Origin of the sequence: Fischerella muscicola PCC 7414, assembly GCF_000317205.1 — a bacterium.
GTDB classification, from domain to species: Bacteria; Cyanobacteriota; Cyanobacteriia; order Cyanobacteriales; family Nostocaceae; genus Fischerella; species Fischerella muscicola.
In genome coordinates this window covers 1-14,150 of the sequence record NZ_AJLK01000055.1, presented here as the reverse complement: position 1 = coordinate 14,150, position 14,150 = coordinate 1, and the positions used below count along the sequence as shown (strand labels likewise).

12 protein-coding genes are annotated in these 14,150 nt (G+C 42.4%); 5 read left to right on the top strand and 7 right to left on the bottom strand.

What is annotated here, in order from left to right; all coding sequences use genetic code 11:
- Positions 1 to 62: 62 nt before the first annotated feature.
- Positions 63 to 275, bottom strand: a complete 213-nt coding sequence (locus UYI_RS0107725) for a helix-turn-helix domain-containing protein (RefSeq protein WP_009457959.1) — start codon at positions 273 to 275, stop codon at positions 63 to 65.
- A 198-nt stretch (positions 276 to 473) separates the two neighbouring features.
- On the opposite strand from UYI_RS0107725, the gene UYI_RS0107720 reads away from it, so the two are divergent.
- Positions 474 to 950, top strand: a complete 477-nt coding sequence (locus tag UYI_RS0107720; protein WP_026085812.1) for a hypothetical protein — start codon at positions 474 to 476, stop codon at positions 948 to 950.
- A 218-nt stretch (positions 951 to 1,168) separates the two neighbouring features.
- Here the strand turns inward: UYI_RS0107720 and UYI_RS0107715 are convergent, their stop codons facing one another.
- Together UYI_RS0107715 and UYI_RS0107710 are read right to left on the bottom strand one after the other, a co-directional pair.
- Complete coding sequence (locus tag UYI_RS0107715) at positions 1,169 to 2,071, bottom strand: S1 RNA-binding domain-containing protein (RefSeq protein WP_016866103.1); 903 nt, start codon at positions 2,069 to 2,071, stop codon at positions 1,169 to 1,171.
- 106 nt (positions 2,072 to 2,177) lie between these two features.
- Entirely contained in the window at positions 2,178 to 2,924 is a 747-nt protein-coding gene (locus tag UYI_RS0107710) for a dienelactone hydrolase family protein (RefSeq protein ID WP_016866102.1), read from the bottom strand.
- A gap of 297 nt (positions 2,925 to 3,221) precedes the next feature.
- Here UYI_RS0107710 and UYI_RS0107705 point away from each other — a divergent pair, with 297 nt between their 5' ends.
- Complete coding sequence (locus tag UYI_RS0107705) at positions 3,222 to 4,208, top strand: GntR family transcriptional regulator (protein ID WP_009457963.1); 987 nt, start codon at positions 3,222 to 3,224, stop codon at positions 4,206 to 4,208.
- Between the two features lie 67 nt (positions 4,209 to 4,275).
- Here UYI_RS0107705 and UYI_RS0107700 read toward each other — a convergent pair whose 3' ends face one another.
- The 4 genes from UYI_RS0107700 to tig all read right to left on the bottom strand — a co-directional run bounded on the left by UYI_RS0107700 (position 4,276) and on the right by tig (position 9,043).
- On the bottom strand, positions 4,276 to 5,190 hold the full coding sequence (locus UYI_RS0107700; RefSeq protein ID WP_016866101.1) for an alpha/beta fold hydrolase: 915 nt from the start codon (positions 5,188 to 5,190) through the stop codon (positions 4,276 to 4,278).
- Between the two features lie 123 nt (positions 5,191 to 5,313).
- The gene (gene clpX, locus UYI_RS0107695) at positions 5,314 to 6,654 is read right to left on the bottom strand and encodes an ATP-dependent protease ATP-binding subunit ClpX (RefSeq protein ID WP_026085811.1); all 1,341 of its coding nucleotides are present in this window, start codon (positions 6,652 to 6,654) and stop codon (positions 5,314 to 5,316) included.
- 9 nt (positions 6,655 to 6,663) lie between these two features.
- Positions 6,664 to 7,359, bottom strand: a complete 696-nt coding sequence (clpP, locus tag UYI_RS0107690) for an ATP-dependent Clp endopeptidase proteolytic subunit ClpP (protein WP_026085810.1) — start codon at positions 7,357 to 7,359, stop codon at positions 6,664 to 6,666.
- A 241-nt stretch (positions 7,360 to 7,600) separates the two neighbouring features.
- Complete coding sequence (gene tig, locus UYI_RS0107685; RefSeq protein ID WP_016866098.1) at positions 7,601 to 9,043, bottom strand: trigger factor; 1,443 nt, start codon at positions 9,041 to 9,043, stop codon at positions 7,601 to 7,603.
- A gap of 687 nt (positions 9,044 to 9,730) precedes the next feature.
- Here tig and UYI_RS0107680 point away from each other — a divergent pair.
- The 3 genes from UYI_RS0107680 to UYI_RS0107665 all read left to right on the top strand — a co-directional run bounded on the left by UYI_RS0107680 (position 9,731) and on the right by UYI_RS0107665 (position 13,969).
- Positions 9,731 to 10,774: an aspartate-semialdehyde dehydrogenase gene (locus UYI_RS0107680; RefSeq protein WP_016866097.1), complete on the top strand. Its 1,044-nt coding sequence runs from the start codon at positions 9,731 to 9,733 to the stop codon at positions 10,772 to 10,774.
- A gap of 146 nt (positions 10,775 to 10,920) precedes the next feature.
- Complete coding sequence (dapA, locus tag UYI_RS0107670; protein ID WP_016866095.1) at positions 10,921 to 11,805, top strand: 4-hydroxy-tetrahydrodipicolinate synthase; 885 nt, start codon at positions 10,921 to 10,923, stop codon at positions 11,803 to 11,805.
- Between the two features lie 391 nt (positions 11,806 to 12,196).
- Positions 12,197 to 13,969, top strand: a complete 1,773-nt coding sequence (locus UYI_RS0107665; protein ID WP_016866094.1) for a ribonuclease J — start codon at positions 12,197 to 12,199, stop codon at positions 13,967 to 13,969.
- Positions 13,970 to 14,150: the final 181 nt, after the last annotated feature.

Below are 14,150 nucleotides of genomic sequence, written 5' to 3'. Positions count from 1 at the left end.
CAGCCCCATTAATCGAATGCTGAATATCAAAGAAAAAATTCGCGATCGCATCTAATACTAAACTACTCTTCTACTACTTCAACTAAGTCTTCTATCATCACATCCAATGCACGCGCCATTTTCAAAATTGAGGTAAAATCTACCATTGCCAAACCTGGCGATCGCGCGTAGGCTCTCACTGAACTATAGGCTACTCCCGAACGGTCAGAGACATCTTTTAACGTCCAACCTTTTTCACCTGCAAATTCCCTAATCCGTAGCCTAATCAGCCCCATCTTAATCTTGACAAACGATGAAATTCTATCGTTTAATTATTACACTTTAAATTAAAAAACGATCTCCCCCCGGCGTAGGAAACTGAAGGGCGATCGCGTTCGCATTCAATGAAATCTCTTTTTCCAACGGATACAGCATCCGTAAAAAGTTATCCACGAAGGGATTTGGATGTATCCATCTCAAAAGGATTTGTCTATATGTTATCATTACCCACACCAAAAGCGATTGTCATCCGTGAATCAAAAATTGTCCACAAATCGCTAACCATCAACCCATTAGCCAGATTTGTCACAGAAGAAGCTGTTTGCTTGATGTTCAATCTCAAGCCAGAAAGTATTTATGTTGTAGAATGCTGGCGCTACATGGTTTACGTCCATGCCAAGGGTGTGAGTAAGTTTGTCAGTTATGCAGATTTTCCGCCAATTGTGGGAGTCCGCCCACCAACCCAAGCAGAAAGGGCCAAATGGCGCAGGCGTTGGCGAAAGCAGTTAAACCCTGAATGCAGAAAGCAAGCTCCTAAATGGTGGACAGAGTTTTTTGCTGAGGAATTTTGGCAAGCGCCAGGAGAACCTGCACTGCAAAGTTGGCGTGATTTAGTAGAGTCAATTAAATTTGCATTTAATGAAGAAAGTTTGCAGACATTACGAAAAGAGTTGTTAGTTGTTAGTTGTTAGTTGTTAGTTGTTAGTTGTTAGTTGTTAGTTGTTAGTTGTTTGAACAACCAACAACCAACCATCAACAACCAACCATCAACAACCAACCATCAACAACCAACCATCAACAACCAACCATCAACAACCAACCATCAACAACCAACCATCAACAACCAACCATCAACAACCAACCATCAACAACCAACCATCAACAACCAACCATCAACCATCAACAAATATTATTCAGTAATCTTCTTCCTGGCTCTTTCTGCACGTGCTTCGGCAGTTGCCATCACTTCGTCCATATTCTCCAAGACTTCACCAGGGAAGTTTTCTAAGACTTTGGTGGAAAGGGCAACCCGATTTTTCCCTTCATCTAAGTCAATAATTACAGCTTTAATTGACTGACCAACTTGGAATACTTTTTCCAGATTGTCAATGAATTTTTGAGTTATCTGCTTGATGTGGAGTAGGGCACTAACACCATCTATATCTACAAATACACCAAAAGGTCTGATACCACTAATTTTCCCTTCTACCAACTGGCCTAGTTCAAAGGTACTGAAGCTAGCGGAACGAGTCGCCAAACGCTGGGAAAGTATAAGTTTTTTGTTATTGCGATCAATTTCTAAAAAACTAACAGTCAGAGTTTGTCCTTTGAGAGATTCTAAATTATCACGTTCTAGCAGGTGCGATCGCGGAATAAAACCCCGTAAACCTTGCAGATCAACAGTAACACCACCTTTATTAACATTTAATACCCGTACTTCTACTGTCTGAGAATTTTCCCGCATTTGGGCTAATCGTTCCCAAATGTGTTTAATTTCCAACTGTCGCCGCGAGAGAGTGACTTGACCTTCGGCGTCTTGTTCGCGAATGATTAAAAATTCTAATTCCTCATTTAGCGGCAGCACCTCAGATAAATCTGTGACATTTCTCAAAGCAGCCTCTTCACGAGGAATAAAGGCAGACGATTTGCCACCAATATCCACATAAGCGCCATCTGGATCTAACTGGAATACTTTTCCATGTACTACCTGCCCTTTTTGGAATTGGTAGTCGTGTTTTTCCAGTGCTTTGGCAAAATCATCTAGTGAAAAGGATGAATTGGCTTTTTGAGAAAGTTTAGTTTCAGAATTCATGATTGTGAAGACAAATTGCGAATTTAGTCTAGAGTCCAGAGTCAATTGTCCATAGTCCAGAATTTTTCATGATTTTGACAATTGACAATTGACAATCGACAATTGACTATTTTTGTAATTGCTGTGCAAACAGTTGTTTTACCTGTTCCCAAGCATCGGCGGTAGCTTTAGGATTATAGCTGCCACGTTGGTCACAGAAAAATCCGTGATCAGCTCCATCGTAGCGAAACACGCGATGAGGAATTTTATATTTTTCTAACTCTGCTTCAATTTGATCTACCTGTTCAGCAGGAATGCTAGCGTCTTCCATGCCAAAGAAAGCATAGAGAGTGCCTGGAATGTCTTTTGTACGGGTAATGGTGGGATCGCCGCCTCCTGGTGTGGCGTTAGTAATGCGTGCGCCGTAGAAGGAAGCAGTTGCTTTAATATCTGGCAGGGTGGCTGCTAGATAGGCGACATGACCACCAAAACAGAAACCTATACAGCCGAAACCATCTTTTTTTACGTGCGGTAGAGTTTTTAGGTAGTTGATCGCACTCTGAATATCCCTTAATAATTCCGACGCTTGGCTTTGTTCCCAAGCGTATTTTCTACCCACTTCTATATCTGCTGGTGTGTAACCTGTTTCAAAACCAGGGGCGACACGGTGAAACAGTGCCGGTGCGATCGCTACATAACCTTCACGAGCGATACGTTCTGTAACCTCGCGGATGTGGGAGTTAACACCAAAAATCTCCTGCAATACTATAATTCCCGGGTAAGAACCTGGTTCTTGAGGCTGGGCTAAGTAAGCAGCTATTTCCAAATCCGCTTGTGAAAGATTAACTGTTGCGGTATCGATTGCTCGTGCCATAACAATTTTTACCAGTACTATGTATTATTTTAGATATACCTATGCAAGTATCTCTAGGCTATCCCAAATCAAATTATCAACTACTGCAATAAATTTCTCTCGAATAATTTGAATATATAAATAGAATATTTAACAAGTAAAATTTGTAGCTGGTTACAGTATGCTCTAATGCAGTGTGGCAAAAATAACTATGCAGTTAAAAAGGCTATAAAAACAAACTATATAAGCTTTGTAGCTTTCTGCTTTCTGCCTTCGGCATAGCTGCCTTCTTATACCAGCACCTTTGGAGGCTCGGTGATGATTCAGTTCCGTATTCAGCCAGACAGTGAAATTCCCGCATCTACTCAACTGTTTAATCAAATTAGGTTTGCGATCGCATCTCGGCAATATCCCCCTGGTTATAAATTGCCGAGTACACGGGCGCTGGCTATGCAAACTGGGCTACACCGTAATACCATTAGCAAGGTTTACCGCCAACTCGAAGATGACGGACTGGTAGAAAGTCTTGCTGGTTCAGGTATTTACGTCCGCGCCCAAGGCCATGAAGGTGGTAGTAAACTGCAATCACCGATTCTCAAAGAAAATCCCCAAGCATACAAGGTTGTCCAACAAGCACTTGATGAGTTGCTATCTCACGGCTGTTCCCTCAATCAAGCACGAGAGATATTTTTGGCGGAAATAGACTGGCGCTTGCGTTGTAGCGCACGAGTGTTGGTAGCGGTTCCTGCCGGTGATATTGGTGCTGGAGAATTAATGGTGTATGAATTAGAACAAAGCCTCAAAATACCAGTACAGCTAGTCACAATGGAAGAATTACCTGCTGTACTTGATAAAACTTCCTCTGCTACAGTTGTCACCAGTCGGTATTTTATCGGTGAAGTAGAAGTAATTGCAGCACCTAAAGCGGTGCGGGTGATTCCCTTGGATATCCAAGACTACGCTAAAGAGTTCAATCTTTTGAAAAACCTACCAAAAGACAGCTGCATTGGTATAGTCAGTTTAAGTTCTGGCTGGCTTCGAGCCGCAGAAGTTATTCTCCACGGTCTACGTGGAGATGAAATACTCGTGATGACTTCCCAACCAAAAGATAGTTACAAACTTCAAGCAATGGTCAAGCGGGCGCAGGTAATTTTTAGTACAGACAAACCTAGTTTTGCTGCGGCACAAGCAGCTTTACACAACTGTGTTGAAGATATTATTCGTCCACCCAAACTCATGTGTGGTGAAAATTATATCGGTACTACATCGATTAATTTGCTCAAAAGAGAATTAGGATTGGGTTAATGGTTGTTTGTTGTTTGTTGTTTGTTCCAACCAACTACCAACAAACAACAACCAACACATAAAATGACTATTGACCATTGACCATTGACAAAAATTCTCGCACCCGTTGCAGGTAAGTTGGTGCATCTTCCAACATCGGAAAATGGGCTGTGTTGGGAATCATCACATACTCAACTGCCTGATTCAGGCTTGCCGCTTGACGCCCCATCTGGGCAGGAATAATTTTGTCATATTCTCCTGACACGAGCAGCGTCGGCACAGTGATCTTGGTAAACTCCTGGGGCATTAATTCAGCAGCAGCTTTACTGACAGAAGTAAAAATTGTGCCTAAAGCTGCTTGGTAATCAGCGAGGAGAAAATCTTGTAAGAAAGCACGCCTTTCTGCTGCTGGTATGGGGCTATGCAAAAATCTTGCTATAAACATCCTATCTACTAACGGTATTTTTGCTAACCATTGGGGACGGAATTTGACTACGTAGCTACCAAATTTATGAAAGGCTGCAAAGGCTTTTTCATCGTACTCAAAAACCCCACTACAGGTGAGAATTGCTTTTTCTACTTGTTCTGGGTAGCGGTTGAGAAATAGAGTAGCGATAGAAGCGCCCATAGAATGCGCATGAATGTAAGCGCGTTGAATTTGTAATCCATTCAACAGCGCTGCTAAGTCATGGGCGTATTCTTCTAATTCGTAGGTTAATTGTGTAAGTGCTTGTGATTCTTCCACGGGAGAATCGGACTCAACAACGGCTTCACTAGCTTTAGTAAAAGCAGTCGGCTTACCACGGGAACGTCCGAACCCCCGTAAATCATAAAGCAGACAATCAAATTGTTCCAATAAAGCTGTTGCAGTACTTTGCCAGTACCTAGCGGAACCAGCCCAACCGTGTACAAAAACCATCACTGGTTTAGGTTGAGAAACAATGGATGGTTTTCGTATCCACTCGTAATAATGCTCTACGCCACGGACATTAATGTAAGACATCTCCAAGAGGAGGTGGTGAGGAGTAGTCAGAGGTGGGGAACTTGGGGGCAGTGGAAAGATGGGAAGAGTTAGAATGTTCTATCCCGATGTCACCTTGTCGCCGTGTCCCCATATCTATCTAGTTTATGCTGATTCTGGCTTGGGTAGGGAAGAAGGATGCACTAATAGCTCAGCAGTGGAACGCTTCTCTACCATTTCCCGCGTGACTGTACAGCGAGTGACGTCTTTGCGAGATGGTAACTCATACATTACTTCCAGCATAAGCTCTTCGACAATACCCCGCAGCGCCCTTGCACCAGTTTTACGACGGTAGGCTTCTTGAGCGATCGCTCGTAAAGCTTCCGGTTTAAATTCTAACTGGACGTTATCCATCTTCAGCAGTTTTTGGTATTGCTTGACTAAGGCACTACGTGGTTGAGTCAATATCGCCATCAGTGCTTCTTCATCCAGCGGATCTACCACTGCCACCATTGGCACACGCCCAATAAATTCAGGAATCATGCCAAATTTGACTAGATCATCTGGTTCTAAATGCCGCAGAGTGTCTGCGGCACGCTTTTCTTTTGTTTGACCTTCTCCCGGTTGTACAAAGCCTATTGACTTTTTGCCAGTTCTCTGCTCTACAACTTTCTCTAAGCCAACAAAAGCACCACCACAGATGAACAAGATATTGCTAGTGTCAATCTGGATGCAGTCTTGGTAGGGGTGCTTACGTCCACCTTGGGGGGGTACGTTAGCAACTGTCCCTTCTAGCATTTTCAGCAAAGCTTGCTGTACGCCTTCACCAGACACATCCCGTGTAATTGAGGGATTTTCACTCTTGCGAGCAATTTTATCGATTTCGTCGATGTAGATAATTCCCCGTTGCGCTTCTTCGACATCCAAATCTGCTACTTGCAGCAGTCGCAACAAAATATTTTCCACATCTTCACCCACATACCCTGCTTCTGTTAGGGTAGTAGCGTCAGCAACAGCAAAGGGTACATCCAGAATTTTTGCCAGAGTTTGGGCAAGAAGAGTTTTGCCACAACCTGTAGGTCCAATCAACAGAATGTTGGACTTTTGTAGCTCAACGGCATCATCAGTTGCTCCTTTGCCATTGTTTTTAGACTGAACGAGTGCCAGGCGCTTGTAGTGATTGTAAACTGCTACTGATAGTACTTTTTTGGCTTCCTCTTGCCCGATTACATGTTCGTCTAGATACTTTTTAATCTCTCGGGGTTTGGGGATTTGATTGAACGAGAGACTGGTGGAGCGGGCACGGCGTTTTTGAGGAGCTTCTGACCGTTGTGCTGGTTGCGACGCAGCACTATTTGTGTCAAGCAACTCTTCATCTAGGATTTCATTACACAAGTCAACGCATTCATCGCAGATATAGACTCCCGGTCCAGCGATTAATTTACGCACCTGCTCCTGAGACTTACCACAAAACGAACATTTTAAATGGGAGTCGTACTTAGACATACCAGCCTCTTATTTCAGAATGGTGACGTTTTCCCCTGCTGCGGGAAGATTTTGCCTGGTGATGACCTGATCGATCAAGCCATAATTTTTGGCTTCTTCAGCCGACATGAAAAAGTCCCGGTCAGTATCAGCTTCTATTCTTTCTAATGGTTGACCAGTATGGTGTGCTAGTAACTGATTCAACTTCCCCTTTATGTAAAGAATTTCCCTGGCTTGAATTTCTATGTCAATTGCTTGCCCTTGAGCGCCACCAAGGGGTTGGTGAATCATAATCCGCGAATCAGGTAAAGACATACGTTTACCCGCAGTTCCTGCTGCTAGTAAAAATGCTCCCATGCTTGCGGCTAATCCAAAGCAAATGGTCACAACATCCGGGCGAATTTGCTGGATTGTATCATATATTGCCATGCCCGCATATACTGAGCCACCTGGAGAATTAATGTATAGCTGAATATCTTTTTCTGGATCTTCAGCGTCTAGGAACAGTAACTGAGCGACGATGGAGTTGGCAACGGTATCATCTATTGGCGTTCCCAAGAAAATAATCCTTTCTCGCAATAGGCGGGAGTAGATATCAAAAGCCCGCTCTCCCATGCCAGACTGCTCTACCACCATCGGCACGATGTTGCTTGGGCCGTTCTGGGCGCGAACTTCAAAAGGACTCAAACTGCTAATTGGGTAATTCCCCGACTGCGATACAAGCATACAGACAAATGTTTGACTTTTAATTTAACAGTGGGTGAGACAGCGTATGCTGCCTATGATGAGCGAATGGTTTTTTATTTTAGGTATGTGTTAACCATTATGCCTCATATAATTTCTTATCGTGTGAATACAGTATGAATATAGGTGATAGGGGATAGGGGATAAGGGAAGGGAGACGAGGACAAGGGGGAGAATAAACACTTATTCCCAATCCCTAATGCCTGATCCCCTATTCCCAAATTTATTCTGCCTCTTGTGCCGGAGCAGTCTCTTGTGCTATTTCCTCAACATCTGGGGTAGTCTGTTCCTCGCTTTCGGCTGTTGCTGAGGCTGGCGATTCTTCTTTTGCACTCAAAGAACCTTCGGGTACGAGTTCAACTGTTGCATGTTCCAGCAGCCAATCGATAGTTTTTTCAGTCAGCAGTTCGTCTTTGACGTATTCTTGCAGTCGGTCTGGGTCATAATCTTGCCCAGATAACTGTTCAGAGAGTTCTTTGACTTTGGTGGCGACCTCTTCATCTGTGACTTGGATAGACTCGCGTTTGCCGATTTCTTCCAGGGCTAGGGTCCGCTTAAGGCGTTCTATCGCTTCATCACGAGAACGCTGACGTAATTGCGGAATCACATCGGCAGTAAAAAATCTCTTGACATCTAGACCTTGCTGTGCTATACGCATAGCTGTTTGTGTGAGCATGTTATCGACTTCCCGTTCAATCATTGTTTCTGGCAAGTCAATTTCTACATGCTTGAGCAGTTCATTCAACAGGGCTTCCTGCTTGTTCTGTTTAGTTTTTTGTTCGGCTTCTTTTTGGAATTTCTCTTCTAAAGAAGTGCGTAATTCAGCCAAAGTCTCATGATCACTGATGTCTTTGGCGAAGTCATCATTCAACTCTGGCAGTTCTTTTTCTTTGATTTCTTTGAGCGTTACGGTAAAAATCGCTGGTTTGCCAGCTAAGTCTTCATTGGCATAGGGGTCTGGAAAAGTTGCAGAAATTTCCTTGGTTTCTGTGGGGTTCATTCCCACTATGCCTGTGACAAAACCAGGAATAAACTTGTCTTCCTGTAACTCTACTTGAAAATCAGTGGCTTCGCCGCCAGGTATTGCTTCAGGTTCTGCTGCTTCGTCTTCACCTTCAGCTTTTGCTAGTACGCCTTTAAAATCAACTACGGCAATATCACCTAACTGTGCTGGACGTCCTTCCACAGGAATCAATGTCGCCATTTGTTGGCGTTCATTTTCCAGGACTTGATCCACTTTTGCGGGGTCGTAGGTGATTTCTTCAGCTTTGATATGTAAATCAGTGTACTGATTCAACTTGACTTCTGGTGGCACATCAACAGCAGCCGAAAAAGTCAAGGGTTTACCCGGTTCATAATTATTAATCAAGTCATCAAACGATGAACGTAATTGTGGTTGCCCGATCGCCTTGATATCTTCTTGTTTAACGGCTTCTGTAATGCCATCTTGAATAAGTTCTTCTAGCGCTGCTGCCTTAATTCGAGTTGTTCCCAGGCGCTGTAGCAGTATCTGCCGTGGCACCTTGCCTTTACGAAACCCAGGAATGTTGGCAGAACGGCTTAAATTTTGGATGACTTGTTCGTAGGTTTGCTTGGTTTTTTCTGGTGTAATCTCTATTTCCAGACCGATTTGACTGGAGGGAAGTTTTTCCTGGGTAACTTTCATGCTTTAGTCTCTATTTGCTTTCTGCTACTATTTTTTTACTTATTGCTTCTACAACAGATGTCAAACTTCTCGTTTGCTGGGCTGTTCCTCATTGGCAGGAAATCTACCCACAAGGCTTGATCAGCTTTATTAGACCTATGTTGATGAACAGAGATCCAGTTTACTGCTAATGCGAAAGCTCTTGACACTTTAGCGCAAATAAGTTTATGTATCTATACCCGTAGCAGCATGATGGTTGTTTGACTGCACCAATGTCGCCGCTGGTTTTTATCCATTTGGATCATAGTACATTTGTGATTTAGGCTGGCTTTCTGTCTGGGAAAAGGGATGTAGGAGAGTAAGGGTATAAGGGTGTAGGAAGAGTCATATTTTTTAATAATCACTGCCTAGAATCATTTTGCTCAGCTAAAACCAAGCCATAATAAAGTGACTATCTCTAAATTGGGATCTTGCTGTATAATATATTCTCTATAAATTATTAAAATAATTAATAGTTATTAATTGTTGTAAAGTACAATATAGGTTTTGTAACAGTAAAAAATAAATGTATTAAATTAATAAATAAACTTTATTAAGGTAAATCATTAAATATCCGTAAAATCATTAAGAGCCTGTAGTTTTAATATATGCGTAAATCGTAAATTGACTCAAAAAATTACAAGAAGAAACTTCAAGGAGGAAGCCAGTTTGTCTAATTCCTATTGTGTAGCTATTTTGGGTGCGACTGGTGCTGTCGGCAGGGAGTTGTTGGAATTATTAGAAAGTCGTAATTTCCCGGTTTCAGAATTAAAGTTATTAGCATCAGAACGTAGTGCAGGGCAAAGACTAGCGTTCAAAGGAGAAGATTTATTAGTAGAGCCAGTTAGCGATCGCGCCTTTGAAAATGTCGATATAGTACTAGCGAGTGCTGGAGGTTCCACCTCCAAAACTTGGGCGCCGATAGCCACAGAAAAAGGTGCAGTTGTCATCGATAATTCCAGTGCCTTTCGCATGAAGGAAGAAGTACCTTTAGTTATTCCTGAGGTTAACCCCCAAGCAGCAGCAAACCACAAAGGTATTATTGCTAACCCCAACTGCACCACAATTTTAATGGCGGTAGCAGTGTGGCCTCTACACCAAATCAAACCGATCAAACGCATTGTTGCAGCTACATATCAATCTGCCAGTGGTGCGGGTGCAAAAGCAATGGCAGAAGTCCAAGCTCAAGCTAGGGCTATTTTAGAGGGCAAACAACCAACTGCGGAAGTCTTTCCTTATCCTTTGGCTTTCAATTTATTTCCGCACAATTCCCCATTAAATGATTGGGGATACTGCGAAGAAGAAATGAAAATGGTCAATGAAACACGGAAAATCTTCGGTGATCAACAGATAAGAATTACTGCTACTTGTGTACGGGTTCCCGTACTGCGCGCTCACTCAGAAGCGATTAATCTAGAATTTGAAACCCCATTTAGCCCAGATGAAGCCAGAGAAATTTTAAGTAAATCTCGTGGTATAAAATTGGTGGAAGATTGGCAGAAAAATTACTTTCCCATGCCATTTGATGCCACAGGACGTGATGAAGTTTTAGTAGGCAGAATACGTCAGGATATTTCCCATCCTTGCGGTTTGGAACTATGGTTATGTGGTGATCAAATCCGCAAAGGAGCTGGATTGAATGCTGTACAAATTGCGGAATTATTAGTAGAAAAAAGTTTACTTAAACCAATTCCTTCATTGGTGAATGGGTAATGGGTAATTGATAATTGGTAATTGGTAACCAAACAACAACCAACAACCAACAAACAACAATCTACCCTTGAAAGTAATTTGCAAATAGGTTATGACAATAAAGAACCACCAAAACACAAAAACAAAAAATCAGGAGTAAAAATAGGGTGGTAGATTTTGGTAGAGTTTTAACCGCAATGATTACGCCGTTTAAAGAAGACGGTAGTGTTAACTATGATGTAGCAGCAAAACTAGCAGAAAATCTAGCAAATAACGGTACTGATACAGTGGTGGTGTGCGGCACAACTGGAGAATCTCCTACATTAAGTTGGGAGGAAGAATATCAGCTATTTTCCGTTGTGTTAGAAGCGGTAGCAGGAAAAGCACTTGTAATGGCAGGATGCGGTTCCAATTCCACCAAAGAAGCGATCGCCGCTACTCAAAAAGCAGCTAAAATAGGAGTACACGGTGCTTTACAAGTTGTTCCGTACTACAATAAGCCACCGCAAGAGGGACTTTACCAACATTTTCAAGCCATAGCCCAAGCTTCTGGTGACTTACCCATTTTGTTATACAATGTACCCGGTCGTACTGGTCAAAACATCAGTCCCGAAACAGTTGCTCGGTTAGCTGAAATTAAAAATATTGTTGGTATAAAAGAAGCAAGCGGAAATCTGGATCAAGCAAGTGAAATCCGTCGCTTGACACCAAAAGAATTTCAGATTTACTCTGGAGATGATTCTTTAACTTTGCCATTGTTAGCAGTCGGCGCTAAGGGTGTAGTTAGTGTAGCTTCTCATCTTGTAGGCAACGAACTACAACAGATGATTCAAGCCTTTAATTCGGGTCAAATTCAGGTCGCTATTGACATTCATTTGCGGCTTTTCCCCATATTTAAAGCTTTGTTTGTAACCACAAATCCCATTCCAGTAAAAAAAGCATTACAACTTCAAAACTGGCAAGTTGGTTCAACGCGTCCGCCTTTGTGCGAAGCTGACGCAAAAGTTACTCAAAAGTTGGAAGTTGTGATGAAGGAACTTAATCTTCTCTAATAAAACTGGCATCTAACCTACTTTGACACTCAAAGATACATTAGAAGAAGTTAATAAAAATTCCCAGTAATTTTGACAGCGTGGCATATAAAAACCCTATGCCACTACAGAAAAGTTACTAATAAACTCTTTGGTGTAAAGTTATTTTTATCAAAAATATCTAAGCAATAAAGAAGCTCATAAAAACAGGACTACAAGAAGGCAGAAGGCGGCTATGTTGGAGGAAAAAAGTTCATTTTATAAAACTTTAAAAATTGTCAATTCGTGACTTAATTTCTTTGTGCCACACTCAACTACCTTCTCGCTGAACTTTTAATAGACAGATATTTTGAACTGTCTTCAAAGACCGCTAAATTCTCATATTCTAACTACAAAACAATCTCAGGAGACAATGACTAAAAACGAAACTAATTCCGCCCTCAAAATTATTCCATTGGGTGGCTTACATGAAATTGGTAAAAACACTTGTGTTTTTGAGTACGAAGATGAAATTGTCCTCTTAGATGCAGGGTTGGCGTTTCCCACAGATGGGATGCACGGAGTCAATATTGTTCTGCCAGACATGACTTACGTGCGGGAAAATCGCCATAAAATCAAAGGCATGATTGTTACCCACGGTCATGAAGACCATATCGGTGGTATTGCCTTTCATCTAAAGCAATTTGAAATTCCTGTAATTTATGGCCCTCGTCTAGCTATGGCTATGTTAGAGGGTAAATTGGAAGAAGCAGGAGTACGGGATCGCACAGAATTAAGAAGTGTCCTTCCCCGTGATGTGGTGCGAATTGGCAAACATTTCTTTGTAGAATATATTCGCAATACCCACTCTATTGCTGACAGTTTCACTGTCGCTATTCATACCCCACTTGGTGTCCTGATCCACACAGGAGACTTCAAATTTGACCATACACCTGTAGATGGTGAACGGTTTGATATCCAACGCTTAGCCGAACATGGGGAAAAAGGTGTTCTGTGTTTGATGAGTGATTCGACTAATTCTGAGGTACCTGGATTCACGCCTTCAGAAAGCTCAGTTTTTCCTAATCTAGATCGGGTTTTTTCCCAAGCACCAGGACGACTGTTTGTAACCACCTTTGCCTCTAGCGTCCACCGCATCAACATGATTTTGCAGTTAGCACAGAAGCATAACCGTGTTGTTACAGTCGTTGGACGTTCGATGCTGAATTTGATTGCCCATGCCCGCAATCTTGGTTACATCAAGTGTAATGACGATTTGCTTCAGCCTTTAAATTCCATCCGCAATCTTCCAGATGAAAGCGTATTGATTCTGACAACAGGTTCTCAAGGCGAACCGATGTCAGCCATGACACGCATTGCTAACAAAGAACACCCCCACATCAAAATTCGCCCAGGAGACACAGTCGTATTTTCTGCTAACCCAATTCCTGGCAATACGATCGCTGTTGTCAACGTCATCGATAAATTGATGATGCAGGGCGCAAATGTAGTCTACGGGCGGGAAAAAGGCATTCACGTTTCCGGTCACGGTTGTCAAGAAGACCAAAAACTCATGCTAGCCTTAACTCGTCCCAAGTTCTTCTTACCAGTTCATGGTGAACATCGGATGTTGGTGAAGCACGCCGAAACAGCCCAGAGTATGGGTGTTCCCGCCGAGAACATGGTGATTATCCAGAATGGTGATATTGTAGAGTTGACAGAAGAATCAATTCGTGCTGTTGGAAAAGTCCCATCTGGTTTAGAACTAGTAGATACTTCTAGTTCTGGTATGGTCAGCGCCAAAGTCTTGCAAGAACGGCAGAAAATGGCAGAAGAAGGTATTGTTACCATTGCCGCAGCAATAGATTGGACTGGCAAACTGATGGTAAAACCAGAAATTCACCTACGCGGTGTAGTCACAAGTATCGAGCGATCGCTCCTCCAAAAATGGGTAAAACAGCGAATTGAAGAAATCCTCAGTGTGCGTTGGTCAGAATTTGCCCAAGGTTTCGAGAGTGATCAACCAGAAGTAGACTGGGGTGGATTGCAAGAAGTATTAGAACGGGAACTAGCACGTTCCATTCGTCGTGAATTGCAATGTCAACCATCACTGACATTGCTGATGCAAATTCCTGATGAACCGCCTGTAAAAGTTGCCGATGGTAGAAGACGGCGGACTCGCACAGCTGCTCAGGTAGCATCGTAGGAAATTAAAAATCACGTATCTGTTGGCAAGATTTCAACTGTTTTAGAGAAAGCGAACACCAATAGATACATAAATACACACGGATAATCCATCTGTGTGTATCTGTGTGCATCTGTGTTCGATTTCTCAAACAAATATTGGTGCAAAACGTTAAAGACAGGTCATAAATAGTAATATTATT

Coding starts and splice junctions, on each gene's coding strand:
- UYI_RS0107710 (WP_016866102.1), bottom strand. CDS start 2,924: ATGGCACGAGCAATCGATACCGCAACAGTTAATCTTTCACAAGCGGAT.
- UYI_RS0107705 (WP_009457963.1), top strand. CDS start 3,222: ATGATTCAGTTCCGTATTCAGCCAGACAGTGAAATTCCCGCATCTACT.
- UYI_RS0107700 (WP_016866101.1), bottom strand. CDS start 5,190: ATGTCTTACATTAATGTCCGTGGCGTAGAGCATTATTACGAGTGGATA.
- UYI_RS0107725 (WP_009457959.1), bottom strand. CDS start 275: ATGGGGCTGATTAGGCTACGGATTAGGGAATTTGCAGGTGAAAAAGGT.
- tig (WP_016866098.1), bottom strand. CDS start 9,043: ATGAAAGTTACCCAGGAAAAACTTCCCTCCAGTCAAATCGGTCTGGAA.
- clpP (WP_026085810.1), bottom strand. CDS start 7,359: ATGCTTGTATCGCAGTCGGGGAATTACCCAATTAGCAGTTTGAGTCCT.
- UYI_RS0107720 (WP_026085812.1), top strand. CDS start 474: ATGTTATCATTACCCACACCAAAAGCGATTGTCATCCGTGAATCAAAA.
- UYI_RS0107715 (WP_016866103.1), bottom strand. CDS start 2,071: ATGAATTCTGAAACTAAACTTTCTCAAAAAGCCAATTCATCCTTTTCA.
- clpX (WP_026085811.1), bottom strand. CDS start 6,654: ATGTCTAAGTACGACTCCCATTTAAAATGTTCGTTTTGTGGTAAGTCT.
- UYI_RS0107665 (WP_016866094.1), top strand. CDS start 12,197: ATGACTAAAAACGAAACTAATTCCGCCCTCAAAATTATTCCATTGGGT.